A 13,901-nucleotide genomic window follows, 5' to 3' on the forward strand; every position below is an offset into this window, starting at 1 on the left:
TGCTTGCGGATATAAAGGCAACCCTCAATACACAAGCTATGAACAAAATGGTTCGGTAAAAACCATTAAAAAATACGAACAATTACATAGGTGGTAAATAATGAAAAAAGCAGATATTTTAGTTTTAGACTTTGGCTCTCAATACACTCAGCTTATAGCAAGACGCTTAAGGGAACAAGGAGTTTATGCAGAAATTTTACCTTTTAATGTAAGCTTGGCTGATATTAAGGCGAAAGAACCAAAAGGTATTATTTTAAGCGGAGGTCCAGCAAGCGTATATGCAACTGATGCGTATTTTTGCGATAAAGGCATATTTGACTTAAATCTACCTATTCTTGGAATTTGTTATGGTATGCAACTCATGGCACATCATTACAAAGCTACAGTAGCACCTGCAGGACATAAAGAATACGGCAAAGCAAACATAGAAGTTAAAAAAGATAGCGCTTTATTTAAAAATCTTCCAAAAAAACAAACCGTTTGGATGAGTCATTCTGATAAAGTAGAAAATTTACCTCAAGGTTTTGAAGTTTTGGCCACAAGTGAAAATAGCCCTTTTTGTGTTTTTGGAAATGAGGATAAAAAATTCTTTGCTCTACAATTTCACCCAGAAGTACAACACAGCGAATTTGGCAAAAATATCTTAAAAAATTTTGCTAAATACGCTTGTAATTGTGAAAGCGTTTGGAATATGGGTTCTTTTGCAAAAACTCAAGCAGAAAAAATCCGCGAAGAAGTAGGCAATGATAAAGTGCTTTGTGCTGTAAGTGGCGGAGTAGATAGTAGCGTAGTTGCTGCACTTTTAGCTAGCGCTATAAAAGAGCAAGTTATAGTAGTTTTTGTAGATAATGGACTTTTAAGAAGTGAAGAAAAAGAACAAGTTGAATTTATGTTTAAAAACACTTTAGGCATCGATCTCATCAGCATTGATGCAAGTGAAATTTTCTTAAGTCGCTTAGCTAATGTCACAGATCCTGAACAAAAAAGAAAAATCATAGGAAATACCTTTATAGAAGTTTTTGAAGAAGAAGCAAAAAAACATAAAGATGTAAAATATCTTGCCCAAGGCACACTTTATACTGATATCATAGAAAGTTCTGTTGTAGGTGCAAGCAAAACCATTAAAAGCCATCATAATGTAGGGGGCTTACCTGAAAAAATGAATCTTAAACTCATAGAGCCTTTAAAAGAAATTTTTAAAGATGAAGTGCGTGCCTTAGGACTTGAGCTTGGACTTAGCAAAGAAGTAGTTTATCGTCATCCTTTCCCTGGGCCAGGTCTTGCTATACGCATTATGGGAGAAGTAAATCGCGCTAGCTTAGAACTATTACGCAAGGCTGATGTAATTTTACTTGAGGAACTTAAAAGTACAGGTTGGTATGATAAAACTTGGCAAGCATTTTGCGTACTTTTAAATGTTAAAAGCGTTGGAGTTATGGGGGATAACCGCACTTATGATAATGCAGTTTGTATACGCGTTGTAGATGCAAGTGATGGTATGACAGCTACCTTCTCGCATTTACCTTACGAAATTTTAGAAAACATAAGTCGCCGTATCATCAATGAAGTAGAAGGTATAAATCGCGTTGTTTATGATATCTCAAGCAAACCACCTGCAACTATAGAATGGGAATAATCCATTTTTTTCTAGCTCTTATTTTTAATATAAAATTTTTATAAAAATAAGGCTAGAATTTATTTAAGAAATTTCAAGGAAGAAATATGCATGGAAAAATAGCTATTTATATGGATTCTACAGGACGTGGAACCGTTACAAACTCAGCAAATACCTTTTTTGACTTTAATCGCCAAATTTGGAATGATAAAAAAAGTATGCCAAGTGTTGGTATGCTTGTGGAATTTAGAACTCTTTCTAGCGAAAAAAAAGCAGAAGACGGCAAACTCGTTCAAACAAGCAAAACCATAACAGGTATAAAACCTTCAAAATTTCAAGAATTCAAAGAAGGGGATTTTATCACTGAGCATGATTTTTGGAAAACTGATAATGATGATGAATTAGAAGACTTGCAAAACTCAAGAAGAAGTGCTTATATAACAGAACTCTATAGAACAACAGACTTTGACACTATAGAAAAAATTCCTCTTTCTTTTACTATACCTCAAGCTATACAAAAATATTTTGCCCATGAAATTTTATCCGTAGAAACGCTTCAAGCCAATCTACAAGATGAAAAGGAAATTCCTTGTATACTTGATTATCTTATACTTAAAAGATTTTTATTTAAAGCTTATGATACTTTAATTTTTATGGATAATAGCATAGACCAAACCCAATTTAGCGCATTAAAAAGCATCATGATGCATTTAGAGAATTCGTATAAGCAAATGATGGCTGATCAAAAACCAAATATCACTAAAATTTTTAACGAAACTTTTTTATCTTTGCAGTGTCATTACCAAGCTTTAGTAGCCACCATAGATACAAGAAAAAATCGTCTAGCCTCACTTGAAGCACAAATGAAAACTTTACAATCTGAAATAAATCTTAAAAGCAATGCGACCGATGCAGACCCTGAAAAACTTAAAGCACGACAAGAAAGATTGGCTAAACTACAAAAAGAAGCAGAATACTACAGAACAACACTAAAAAGACTTGATGCTATAAGGGAAGATTTTTATAAGAAAAATTACAATATTTTCGAAAATGCTTTTAAACTTTCACGAGAAAAGCTCTTTAAAAAAATTGTCACAGGTTTAAATCTATGCGCAACCATAATGGATGTTAAAATTTGGCACTTGTCTTTAAAATCATCAGGGGTTAAAAATTCTTATTTTACTATGAGTAATATAGAAAATTCTTTCTGTTCTCTTTCTTTTGCAGAACATTACTTAAGTCGCTTAAATAAATCCGCTCTAAATCCTTTTGATCAAAAACTTTTAGTGTATATTCAAAAAATCACAAAAGAACAAAGAAAAAAATTTTTAGTTGTCACATCGGATTTAGATTTATTATGCAAATTAAAAATTGAAAACTTTTCACAAAATCCGTATTATTTAGTAAAATACGCACCTAAAAAAGTAAATTATCAATCTTTAATGCGTGATAACACCTTTGATATAGTCTATATTGATGAAAAACATGTTTGGGAAAATGTTGCCGATATTATTTTACAAGGAAAGCATTTTGACAAATCAGGAAAAACCAAATTTAAACTGATTTAAGACATAGAAATTTAAGCTAAATTAAGTTATAATTTCCTTGCCTAAACAGTTTGTAGTATTTAAAGTGATCCAACACATTTTTATTAACTGCGATTGTGTGATTTACCGTGTTCTGTGGCATCGTTTGAGCTTTGAAAAAAGTGAGAAGTTGCAGCCTTTAAAAATTACCTAGCGGTTTTCTTTGACTTTTTGGGGTCAATCTTTGTTAAACGGCTGTTTGGGTTTAAAAGGAGATATAAATGAAAATAATGATTTTGGGTAGTGGTGCAAGAGAATATTCTATTGCTTTAGCCTTAAGAAGAGTAGACAAAAATTTAGAGTTTTATTTTGCTCCTGGAAATGGCGCTACCGAAAGTCTTGGAACAAATTTAAACCTAAAAGATCCAGTAGTTTTAGCAACCTATGCAAAAGAAAAAGGTTTTGATCTTTGTATAGTAGGAAGTGAAAGTTTTTTAGCTGAAGGGGTTGTAGATATTTTTAAACAACAAGGACTTGCTATTTTTGGGCCAAGTAAAGCTGCTGCAATGCTTGAAACCTCAAAATCTTTTATGAAAAGCTTTCTTAAAAAATACCGTATCAAAACAGCCAAATTTTTAAACACAAATGACATTGAAAAAGCAAAAAATTTTATATATAGTTTAACCCCTCCTATAGTAGTAAAAGCCGATGGACTTTGCGCAGGAAAAGGTGTTATCATAGCTAAAACTCATGAAGAAGCCATAGAAGAAACAGCTAAAATGCTGAGCGGAGAAAGCTTTGGAGATGCTGGAAAACTCGTTGTAATTGAAGAATTTTTAGATGGTTATGAATTAAGCATTTTTGCAGTATGTGATGGCAATGATTTTGTTTTACTTCCTGCAGCACAAGATCACAAAAAATTACTCGATAATGATCAAGGGCCAAATACTGGTGGAATGGGTGCTTACGCTCCTAGCTCTTTGGCGAATGAAAGCTTGCTTAGAAAAGTTCAAAAAGATATTATTTTACCAACTTTAGCAGGTATGAAAAAAGAAGGAGCGGAATTTTGTGGTGTTTTATTTATAGGTGCTATGATCGTTGGAAATAAACCTTACGTATTAGAATTTAACGTTCGCTTTGGCGATCCTGAATGTGAAGTTTTAATGCCTTTAATCGAAGATCCTTTAGAGCTTATTTTAGCTGCTACTCAAAGACGCTTAAGACACTCAAAAATCAAAATCAAAAAAGAATTTGCAGTAGGGGTTGTATGCGCAAGTGAAAATTATCCTTACAAAAGTTCACCAAAAAGTGAAATTACCGTAAATAACATTCCTGAAAACTCTCATATTTCTTATGCTGGAGTAAGCCTAGAAGATGGCAAATTAATGGCTGATGGCGGAAGAGTTTTAGTTTGCATTGGCACAGGAAAAAGTATAGAAGAAGCGCAAAAAAATGCTTATAAACTTTGTGATAATGTAAATTTCAAAGGAAAACAATACAGAAAAGACATCGCTCATCAGGTTCTGAAATGAAAGAAAATTTACAAGACCGCTTGGAGCGTGAAAATCTAAAAATAGCAAGTTTTGGAAAAAGAGTTCTAGCTTTTTTAATCGATGATATGGTTATTTCTTTGATTGCGTTTATCATTTTTTATGATCGTCTAATCCAAGCAAAAGATTTATTTGAAACAACTCAAATTGTAGGAAATTTTTACCTTGGCTTCATCTTGCTTCATTTTAGTTATCAAGCAATTTTTACTTATCTTTATGGGGCAAGTTTGGGAAAAATATTATGCAAAATTATCATCTTGGATGAAAATCTTCTTGATAAACCCAATCTCATTCAAAGTTGCATCAGGTCTGCCGTAAGACAAGTTAGTGCTATGGCGTTTATGCTTGGATTTGCTTGGGCTTTAAGCAATGATTTACGCAAAGCTTGGGAGGATTATCTAGCAAGGACAATAGTAGTCGATGTGGCGTAAATTTTCCCTATTGCTAGGAACTAGCATAGCTTTAAATGCAGCACAAGTTGATATTTACGCTCTTGATGCAAAAAAAGAAGGTGATATTCTTACTGCGAACAATGATGTTATTATTTTTTCTGATTTTTATTTCATCACTGCCAATAAAGCAATTTACAATGAAAAAACCGGAGATGTTGAGCTTTTTGGCGATGTTAACATCCTAAGGGGACAAAACGAAAGATCACATTCTGATTATGCTAAAATCAACCTAAATTCCAATCAAGCCGATTTTAGTAATTTTTTCTTTTCCAATAACAATCTTGAAGTATGGTTTCAAAGCAAAACAAGCCATCTAAATGATAAAGTCTTTGAAAGCAAAGTTTCAGCAGTTTCAAGCTGCAATGTTGAAGATCCTGATTGGGAAATTCGTTTTTCAAAAGGCTGGCTTAACCGGGAAACCAATTTTGTTCATCTTTACAATGCAAGATTATATGTTAAAAATACCCCAGTTTTTTATCTACCTTATTTTGGATTTAGCGCTGATACTCATAGACAAAGCGGGCTTTTAATCCCAAAAATCGTTTTAAAAAGTAGCGAAGGCTTATACTATGAACAACCTATTTATATAGCCACTCAAGAAAATTGGGATTTAGAACTTGATCCACAAATTCGAACAAACCGTGGTTTTGGACTTTATTCTACTTTAAGATTTCTTGATTCTCCATATTCAACAGGAGAATTAAATTTTGGTGCTTTTAGGGAAAATAGCTCCTATTTTCACGATGAAAATTTGAAAAATCAAACCCACTATGGAATAGAACTAAAATACTCAAGAGATGATTTAATCAAATCTTTACTCAGTGATAATTTTCAAGAAGGTCTATGGATAGATGCAACCTATCTCAACGATGTGGATTATTTAAATTTAGGAAGTAGGGATTATCGAGATCTTAACTCGCTTGTAACCTCCAAAATCAATTATTTTTTAGCTGATGAAAACAATTTTTACGGAGCTTATGCAAGATATTATATCGACACATCTAAACTTAGCAACAATACAACCTTACAAGAATATCCAAGCTTTCAATATCATAGATTTTTAAATAACCTTTTTGATGAACGCTTGCGTTATTCATTTGATGCTTCATTTCATAATTTTTACCGACCTGCTGGTTCTTATGCAAATGAGCTAAATTTAGACTTGCCTATCTCGTATCACAACGCTTTTTTTGGAGACTTTTTACACTTTACTTTTACAGAAAGATTTTATGCTTCTTTTGTAAATTATAGCAACAATCCCGAAAGAAACCATGAGCATTATTTCAGAAACACTCATGATTTTAATCTCTACACCGATCTTTCAAAAGCTTATGAAAATTTCTTTCATACTTTAAATTTAGGGGTGAATTACGTTTTGCCAGGAGCAAAATCAGGTAAAATCACGCAAGATTATCTTGAAGAATACGACAAAGAAAACGAGCATACAAGTCTTTATGCTGTGCAATATTTCTATAACAACGAAGGACAAAAAAAACTCAAACACAGAATTTCGCTTGACTATCTCAATAAACAAAATGAATTCTATGAACTTGAAAATCTTTTAACTTATTATTTTAATGAAAACATCAATCTCAACAGCGAAGTGCTTTACTCTTATGAACAAAGTCGCTTTACCAATGTCATCAGCCAAATAGAAGTCAATACAAATTCAAAATTTAATTGGATGTTTTCTCATGCTTATCAAAACGATGAGTATGGAAAATATAGCTTTATTGGTACAAGAGCAAATTATATTGCCACGCCTAATTACAATTTATTTGGTGGAATTTGGTTTGATACTCAAAGAGCTCATGCAAACATGTGGGAACTTGGCTATACCTACCAAAGAAAATGTTGGAACTATTCTTTAATGTATAGAGAAAGAATCGATCCACAACTCACAAGTGGTGGTATCACAGCTAAAAATCAAAGCGGAGTTTATTTTATTTTCAACTTCTATCCTTTAGGAGGAGTAAAATACGATTTCTCTTTAGCAGAAAGTGAAAACAAAATTTAAAAAGGATGAAATTTGCTAAATATTTTAAAAAATTTTACGAATTTATTATCTGGTAAAAAAGGAAAAATAATGCAATACAGCATAGAAATTAACAAAAATACAGAAATATTTGATATAGACAAAGTCGCCAAACAAGCTGCCGGTGCTGTTTTAATGAGACAAGGCAAAAGCGTTGTTCTAGCTACAGTTGCAAGAGAAGAAAAACAAGTTGAAGAAGATTTTTTACCTCTAACCGTCCAATACATCGAAAAAGCTTATGCCGCAGGAAAAATCCCTGGTGGTTATGTCAAAAGAGAAACCAAGCCAAGCGATGCAGAAACCTTAACAGCACGCATTATTGATAGAAGCTTACGCCCTCTTTTTCCAAAAGGCTATGCTTATCCGACTCAAATCGTTGTGATGGTTCTCTCAGCTGATCCTAAAGTAGATTTGCAAGTAATGAGCTTAAATGCCGCAAGCGTGGCACTTTATCTTAGTGATATACCTATGAAAGCTCCAGTATGTGGTGTGCGTATAGGAAAGATAGATGGAAATTTCATACTCAATCCAAACAATGAAGAGCTTCAAAATAGCACCCTAGATCTCTATGTAGCAGGTGTAAAAGATGAGCTTTTGATGATAGAAATGAGAGCCTTACCTGATCAAAAAGAAAATGAAATCTTTATCGAATCTCCTTATGCTGATGTTTTAACTCAAACCACTTCACAAAATATGAATGAACTTAGCGAAGATGAAATTTTAGAAGCTCTAAATTTAGCTCAAAAAGCTATATTAAATGGTTCAAATGCTTATGAAGAAGCCTTTAGCAAACACAAAAAAAATTCTCAAATCGAACTAAAAAATGAGATTGAATATCCTGAAATTTTAGCTTTTATAGAAAATAATTTCCAAAAACAAATCAAAGAAGCCATCAACCAAATGGCAAAAAGCGAAAGAGCAAGCAAACTAAATAAAATCGCTAAAGAAATTTCAAATCTTGAAATCGCTAAAGACTGGAGCGAAGAAAGTGTCTTAAATACCTTAGCTAAAGTCAAACGCAAACTTATTCGTGAGCAAATTTTAAATGAAGGCAAAAGAGCTGATGGTAGAAGTTTAAACGAAGTGCGTCCTATTAGTATAGAAACCAACATCTTACCAAACGCTCATGGTTCTTGTCTTTTCACTCGTGGACAAACTCAAGCCCTAGTGGTTGCAACCTTAGGCGGAGAAAACGATGCTCAAATGATAGACTTGCTTACAGAAAAAAATCCTATAAGCGAACGCTTTATGGTAAATTATAATTTTCCAGGTTTTTCAGTAGGCGAAGCAAGTCCTATCAAAGCTCCAGGAAGAAGAGAACTAGGACATGGAAATTTAGCCAAAAGAGCACTTTATCCAAGTGTGGATGAAAACTATCCTTATGTAATCCGCTTAGTCAGTGAAATTTTAGAAAGCAATGGCTCAAGTTCTATGGCAACGGTTTGTGGCGGATCTTTAGCCTTAAAAGCAGCAGGAGTGCCAAGCTTAAAACTTGTTGCAGGAGTAGCCATGGGGCTTATCTTTAAAGATAACAAGTATGCTGTTTTAACAGATATCATGGGACTTGAAGATCATGATGGGGATATGGACTTCAAAGTAGCAGGAAGCAAAGACGGCGTTACTGCTCTTCAAATGGATATAAAACTAGGTGGAATCGATCAAGAAATACTAAAACAAGCTTTATACCAAGCCAAAGAAGGAAGAATTCACATTCTAAATATCATGGAAGAAGCCGCCAAAGAAATCATAGTCAATGAAGAAGTTTTACCTAAACTTGAACTTTTTAGCGTTGATCCTTCAAAAATCGTTGATATCATAGGACAAGCCGGAAAAACCATCAAAGAAATCGTAGAAAAATTTGGCGTTTCTATAGACTTAGATCGCGAAAAAGGTGAAGTAAAAATAGCAGGTAGTCAAAACGAACAAATCAAAGCCGCAAAAGACTACATCATAAACATCACAAGCTCTCAAAAAGGAACTAAAAAAGGCCCTAAAGACAAAGATATATCAGGCTTTGAACTTGGGCAAGAATTTCAAGGTATTGTTAAAAAAATCGCTCCTTTTGGAGCCTTTGTGGAACTTAAAAATGGTGTTGATGGTTTATTGCATAGTTCAAAAAGCAAGCATCTTAATTTAAGCGAAAACCAAAGCTTAAAAGTTAAAATCAGCGAAATTAAAAACGGAAAAATTTCTGTGGATTTGTGTGAGTGAGCGAATTTCTAACTCATCCTTTTGAGCCTTTTTTTGACAAAGATTCTAAAATCTTAATTTTAGGATCTTTTCCTTCGGTAAAATCAAGACAAGATGGCTTTTATTATCAACACCCAAGAAATCGTTTTTGGCCTATACTAGAAACACTTTTTGATGTAAGATTAGAAAATATCACAGAACAACAAGCCTTTTTAAGAAAAAAACATATCGCTCTTTGGGATGTACTTCAAAGTTGCAAGATAAAAAATTCAGATGATAAAACTATAAGTTATGCAAAAGCCAATGATTTAAGCCCGATCCTTTCTCAAACCAAAATCCAAGCCATTTTTACTACTGGACAAAGTGCTTATAAATTTTTTATTAAATTCCACCCTCGCTTAAAAGCCATAGCCCTACCCTCAACTTCTCCTGCAAATTTAAATTTTTCTTTTGAACAGCTTTTACAAAACTATGAAATAATCAAAAAATTTACAAAATAACAAACTAAGCATTACCCCCCCCCCCAAGTAAAACAAGAAAAAAGCTAGTTAATATCTAGCTTTTGCGTGTTATCCTTGAATTCAAATTCCACTCTCTTAGCTCCAAAACCTTTAGCAATAGCTTCTAAAGTATCCTTAGCACTTTTATGAATTTTGCTTTCTAAATTTTGGATAAGATTTAAAGACAAGTCTTTAACCTCATCTTTGGCTTCTTTTATGAGTTTGTTTTTATCACTTTCGCTAAAACTAATCCCCGTACTATTGATAGAATCAGGCAGTAAAAAAGGTAAAAATTTAGCATTTTTTTCATCATAAAATTTCATATCTATGATGCTGTGTTTGTATCTACACTCTGGCATGATGATCTTATAAGCATCGTCCCCTAAAGGCAAAATATCAAAGTTTTTATCCCTTAAATCATACAAGAAAGTGATCTCAAATTCAAAAATCAAAGCAATCTGTCTTTCACTCAAAGACCATCCTAAAAGATTTTTCCAAATTCCATTAAAAGCGCTATCTTTTTTAGTGACAATCTCTTTACTAAAAACTTGAAAAACACTTAATTCTCCTATGGATTTAAGCTGCATGATATCGCTAAAACTTTGCGTGCTTTTTTCTTCTATTTTAGGGCTTTTATACTGCCTAAAAAGCACTACAAACAAAAGTACAAGTAAAATCATCACTAAAACAAATAAAATCATTTCCATTTTAAACCTTTCTAAATTTATAAACCTTGATTTGAAAAGATATATTTTTTCTCAAACGCTAAGAAAATAAAAGCATTAATGATAAAAATCAAACACACAAAAGTAAAAACAAATTCCACGCTAAAATGTGAAGCCATAATCCCTCCGCCAAAAGCTCCACAAAAATTTCCCAAAAATTGACAAGTTTGATTAAAACCAAAAATCACACTTAAATTTTTAGCACTCACACTTTTTTTAAGCAAGGCATTCACACAAGGCAAAAGCCCTCCAAGTCCTACACCTATAAGTAAACGCACGAAAATAAGCGTATAAACATTACTTACTACAGCCTGCAAATAAAAGCAAATTCCACAAAATATCAAAGCTCCAAAAATAATCTTACTAGGCCCTATCTTATCGGCGATTTTTCCAAGTTTTGGTGCGAAAAAAAGATTGCTAATCCCACTTGCAGCCACTACTATACCCGCCCAAAGAGCCAAATTTCCACCTTGATGAATTTGCTCAACATAGATACTTAAAATCGGCATCACTCCAAAAGTACCAAATTGTATCACAAAAGTAGTGATAAAAAGAACGATAATAAGGGTTTTGTTTTCTTTCACTTTTTGAGTATTTTTCTTCGCCTCTTTTTGAATTTTTCTCTCATGGATGAAAAAATAAATCGTCACAAAAGAACAAGCGATCAAAAAAGCCACCATATCAAAAACCGTACTAATACTAAAAAATTCAGCCACAAAGCCACCAAACAAAGGACCAAGCAAACTTCCACTTATAGAAGCCGTAGAAAGAGTTCCTAAAGCATAAGCCACTTTTTCTTTAGGTGCTATCACAGCGATAAACACAACAGCAGCAGAAGTAAAACCTGAAATTATCCCTGTTAAACCCCGCACAAAAACTACTTCTAAAGCACTATGAGCAAAGCTAAGCCATAAGGTTAAAACCGACATCCCAAAACTTGCACGAAGAAGCATATTTTTATAACCATACTTTGCACCCAAAAAAGCCCACAAAGGTGAAAAAACAGCCATAAAAAGTGGAGTGATCCCAAAAGCAAGCCCTGAGTAAAACGCTATTTCACTCGTATCAACATGTCCTAGTTCTTTGATATAAAAAGGCAAAATCGGAGCGATTTGACTAAGCCCCATACTTGTGGTAAAAACACCAAACCAACACACAAGCAAAGTTCTATTGAAATTTTCCATGGATTTATTGTATGATATTTTTTATAATTTTTAATTAAAACTCAAGGATAAAAATGAAAAAAATACTCTTTATATGCTTAGGCAATATATGCCGTTCGCCTATGGCAGAATTTATCATGAAAGATCTTGTCAAAAAAGCAAATTTAGAAAAAGAATTTTTTATAAGCAGTGCTGGAACTTCAGGAGAACACGATGGAGAAGGTATGCACTATGGCACCAAAAACAAACTTGCTCAACTTAACATAGAACACAAAAACTTCACAAGCAAAAAACTCACTCAAAAGCTTTGCGATGAAAGCGATTTTTTAATCACCATGGACAATTCTAACTTCAAAAATGTTTTAAAAAACTTCACCAACACCCAAAACAAAGTTTTAAAAATCACTGATTTTAGTCCTAGTCTAAACTACGATGAAGTCCCTGATCCTTGGTATAGCGGGAATTTTGATGAAACTTATAAAATTTTATCCCTAGCTTGTAAAAATTTACTTGTTTTTTTATCAAAATAATTTAAAACAACTATATATTACTTCTCGTTTACTTTTTAGGCTTATACTTCTAAACGAACCGAAAAACATTCATAAGAAAAACTCCTTAAAATTACACGCCTAGCTTAAATCCCTTTAGCTAGGCTTTTCTTTAGATGTTTTTATCCTTCGGATTTAAAATTTTTACTATTTTAAGTGCTTCTTAAGAAAAAACTCCAAATTTATGTGCTACAATTACAATGTTTTATTAATTTTTAACAAGGAGAATTCTCATGAAACTAGTTAAACTTAGTTTAGTTGCAGCTCTTGCTGCAGGTGCTTTTTCAGCAGCTAACGCTACTCCACTTGAAGAAGCGATCAAAGATGTTGATGTATCAGGTGTATTAAGATACAGATACGATACAGGTAATTTTGATAAAAATTTCGTTAACAACTCAAATTTAAACAACAACAAACAAGATCACAAATATAGAGCACAAGTTAACTTCAGTGCTGCTATAGCTGATAACTTCAAAGCTTTCATTCAGTTTGACTACAACGCTGTTGATGGTGGCACTGGTGTTGATAACGTAACAAATGCCGAAAAAGGACTTTTTGTTCGTCAATTATACTTAACTTATACAAATGAAGATGTTGCTACAAGTGTAATCGCTGGTAAACAACAATTAAACCTTATCTGGACGGATAACGCTATTGATGGTTTAGTTGGCACAGGTGTTAAAGTAGTAAATAACAGCATCGATGGTTTAACTCTAGCTGCTTTTGCTGCAGATAGCTTCATGGCTGCAGAGCAAGGTGCAGATTTATTAGGGCATAGTACTACATCTACAGCACAGGCAACAGCTCCTTTTAAAGTGGATTCAGTAGGAAATCTTTATGGTGCTGCTGCTGTAGGTTCTTATGATCTTGCTGGCGGACAATTTAATCCACAATTATGGTTAGCTTACTGGGATCAAGTAGCATTCTTCTATGCTGTAGATGCAGCTTATAGTACAACTATCTTTGATGGAATCAACTGGACACTTGAAGGTGCTTACTTAGGAAATAGCCTTGATAGCGAACTTGATGATAAAACACACGCTAATGGCAATTTATTTGCTTTAAAAGGTAGCATTGAAGTAAATGGTTGGGATGCTAGCCTTGGTGGTTTATACTACGGTGATAAAGAAAAAGCTTCTACAGTTGTAATCGAAGATCAAGGTAATCTTGGTTCTTTACTTGCAGGTGAGGAAATTTTCTATACTACTGGTTCAAGACTAAATGGTGATACTGGTAGAAATATCTTCGGTTATGTAACTGGTGGATATACTTTCAACGAAACAGTTCGCGTTGGTGCTGACTTCGTATATGGTGGAACAAAAACAGAAGCTGCTAATCATTTAGGTGGTGGTAAAAAACTTGAAGCTGTTGCAAGAGTAGATTACAAATACTCTCCAAAACTTAACTTCTCAGCATTCTATTCTTATGTGAACCTAGATCAAGGTGTAAACACTAATGAAAGTGCTGATCATAGCACTGTAAGACTTCAAGCTCTTTACAAATTCTAAGAAGCTTTCAAGTCTAACTTCAAGGCGGAGTTTTGCTCCGCCTTTTTTTATGCCTGATTTTTAAAACTTAAATTTATATAAAAAATTTT

11 protein-coding genes are annotated in these 13,901 nt (G+C 33.4%); 9 read left to right on the top strand and 2 right to left on the bottom strand.

The genetic code is table 11. From position 1 onward, the window contains the following. Positions 1-100: 100 nt before the first annotated feature. From guaA to FBF11_RS06140, 7 genes are all read left to right on the top strand, one after another. Positions 101-1,636, top strand: a complete 1,536-nt coding sequence (gene guaA / locus FBF11_RS06110; protein WP_002873151.1) for a glutamine-hydrolyzing GMP synthase — start codon at positions 101-103, stop codon at positions 1,634-1,636. 86 nt (positions 1,637-1,722) lie between these two features. After that, positions 1,723-3,183 carry a hypothetical protein gene (locus FBF11_RS06115; protein ID WP_002853236.1) on the top strand — a complete coding sequence of 487 codons (1,461 nt, stop codon included), beginning with the start codon at positions 1,723-1,725 and terminating at the stop codon, positions 3,181-3,183. A 239-nt stretch (positions 3,184-3,422) separates the two neighbouring features. Further along, positions 3,423-4,673, top strand: coding sequence for a phosphoribosylamine--glycine ligase (purD, locus tag FBF11_RS06120; RefSeq protein ID WP_002868549.1), 1,251 nt, complete (start codon positions 3,423-3,425; stop codon positions 4,671-4,673). After that, positions 4,670-5,122, top strand: coding sequence for an RDD family protein (locus FBF11_RS06125; protein ID WP_002868548.1), 453 nt, complete (start codon positions 4,670-4,672; stop codon positions 5,120-5,122). The genes purD and FBF11_RS06125 overlap by 4 nt, the downstream gene beginning before the upstream one ends. Then, complete coding sequence (locus tag FBF11_RS06130) at positions 5,112-7,160, top strand: LPS-assembly protein LptD (protein ID WP_002869655.1); 2,049 nt, start codon at positions 5,112-5,114, stop codon at positions 7,158-7,160. The genes FBF11_RS06125 and FBF11_RS06130 overlap by 11 nt, the downstream gene beginning before the upstream one ends. A 69-nt stretch (positions 7,161-7,229) precedes the next feature. Beyond that, positions 7,230-9,389, top strand: coding sequence for a polyribonucleotide nucleotidyltransferase (locus FBF11_RS06135; protein WP_002873149.1), 2,160 nt, complete (start codon positions 7,230-7,232; stop codon positions 9,387-9,389). Further along, complete coding sequence (locus tag FBF11_RS06140; RefSeq protein ID WP_002859314.1) at positions 9,386-9,868, top strand: DNA-deoxyinosine glycosylase; 483 nt, start codon at positions 9,386-9,388, stop codon at positions 9,866-9,868. The genes FBF11_RS06135 and FBF11_RS06140 overlap by 4 nt, the downstream gene beginning before the upstream one ends. A 44-nt stretch (positions 9,869-9,912) precedes the next feature. On the opposite strand, the gene FBF11_RS06145 is transcribed toward FBF11_RS06140, so the two are convergent. Next, positions 9,913-10,575: a DUF4230 domain-containing protein gene (locus tag FBF11_RS06145; protein ID WP_002859315.1), complete on the bottom strand. Its 663-nt coding sequence runs from the start codon at positions 10,573-10,575 to the stop codon at positions 9,913-9,915. A gap of 17 nt (positions 10,576-10,592) precedes the next feature. Beyond that, complete coding sequence (locus FBF11_RS06150; RefSeq protein ID WP_002878587.1) at positions 10,593-11,777, bottom strand: MFS transporter; 1,185 nt, start codon at positions 11,775-11,777, stop codon at positions 10,593-10,595. 53 nt (positions 11,778-11,830) lie between these two features. Here FBF11_RS06150 and FBF11_RS06155 point away from each other — a divergent pair, with 53 nt between their 5' ends. Continuing rightward, positions 11,831-12,286 (top strand): low molecular weight protein-tyrosine-phosphatase, encoded by a 456-nt coding sequence (locus tag FBF11_RS06155; protein WP_002853170.1) that lies wholly within the window; start codon positions 11,831-11,833, stop codon positions 12,284-12,286. A 251-nt stretch (positions 12,287-12,537) separates the two neighbouring features. Continuing rightward, positions 12,538-13,812 carry a major outer membrane protein gene (locus FBF11_RS06160; RefSeq protein ID WP_100625347.1) on the top strand — a complete coding sequence of 425 codons (1,275 nt, stop codon included), beginning with the start codon at positions 12,538-12,540 and terminating at the stop codon, positions 13,810-13,812. Positions 13,813-13,901: the final 89 nt, after the last annotated feature.

Source organism: Campylobacter sp. CFSAN093224 (genome assembly GCF_012897395.1).
Classification (GTDB): domain Bacteria; phylum Campylobacterota; class Campylobacteria; order Campylobacterales; family Campylobacteraceae; genus Campylobacter_D; species Campylobacter_D jejuni.

Bases quoted from the DNA above. Each gene is read 5' to 3' on its own strand.
- guaA (WP_002873151.1), top strand. From the start codon at position 101: ATGAAAAAAGCAGATATTTTAGTTTTAGACTTTGGCTCTCAATACACT.
- FBF11_RS06115 (WP_002853236.1), top strand. From the start codon at position 1,723: ATGCATGGAAAAATAGCTATTTATATGGATTCTACAGGACGTGGAACC.
- purD (WP_002868549.1), top strand. From the start codon at position 3,423: ATGAAAATAATGATTTTGGGTAGTGGTGCAAGAGAATATTCTATTGCT.
- FBF11_RS06125 (WP_002868548.1), top strand. From the start codon at position 4,670: ATGAAAGAAAATTTACAAGACCGCTTGGAGCGTGAAAATCTAAAAATA.
- FBF11_RS06130 (WP_002869655.1), top strand. From the start codon at position 5,112: ATGTGGCGTAAATTTTCCCTATTGCTAGGAACTAGCATAGCTTTAAAT.
- FBF11_RS06135 (WP_002873149.1), top strand. From the start codon at position 7,230: ATGCAATACAGCATAGAAATTAACAAAAATACAGAAATATTTGATATA.
- FBF11_RS06145 (WP_002859315.1), bottom strand. From the start codon at position 10,575: ATGGAAATGATTTTATTTGTTTTAGTGATGATTTTACTTGTACTTTTG.
- FBF11_RS06150 (WP_002878587.1), bottom strand. From the start codon at position 11,777: ATGGAAAATTTCAATAGAACTTTGCTTGTGTGTTGGTTTGGTGTTTTT.
- FBF11_RS06155 (WP_002853170.1), top strand. From the start codon at position 11,831: ATGAAAAAAATACTCTTTATATGCTTAGGCAATATATGCCGTTCGCCT.
- FBF11_RS06160 (WP_100625347.1), top strand. From the start codon at position 12,538: ATGAAACTAGTTAAACTTAGTTTAGTTGCAGCTCTTGCTGCAGGTGCT.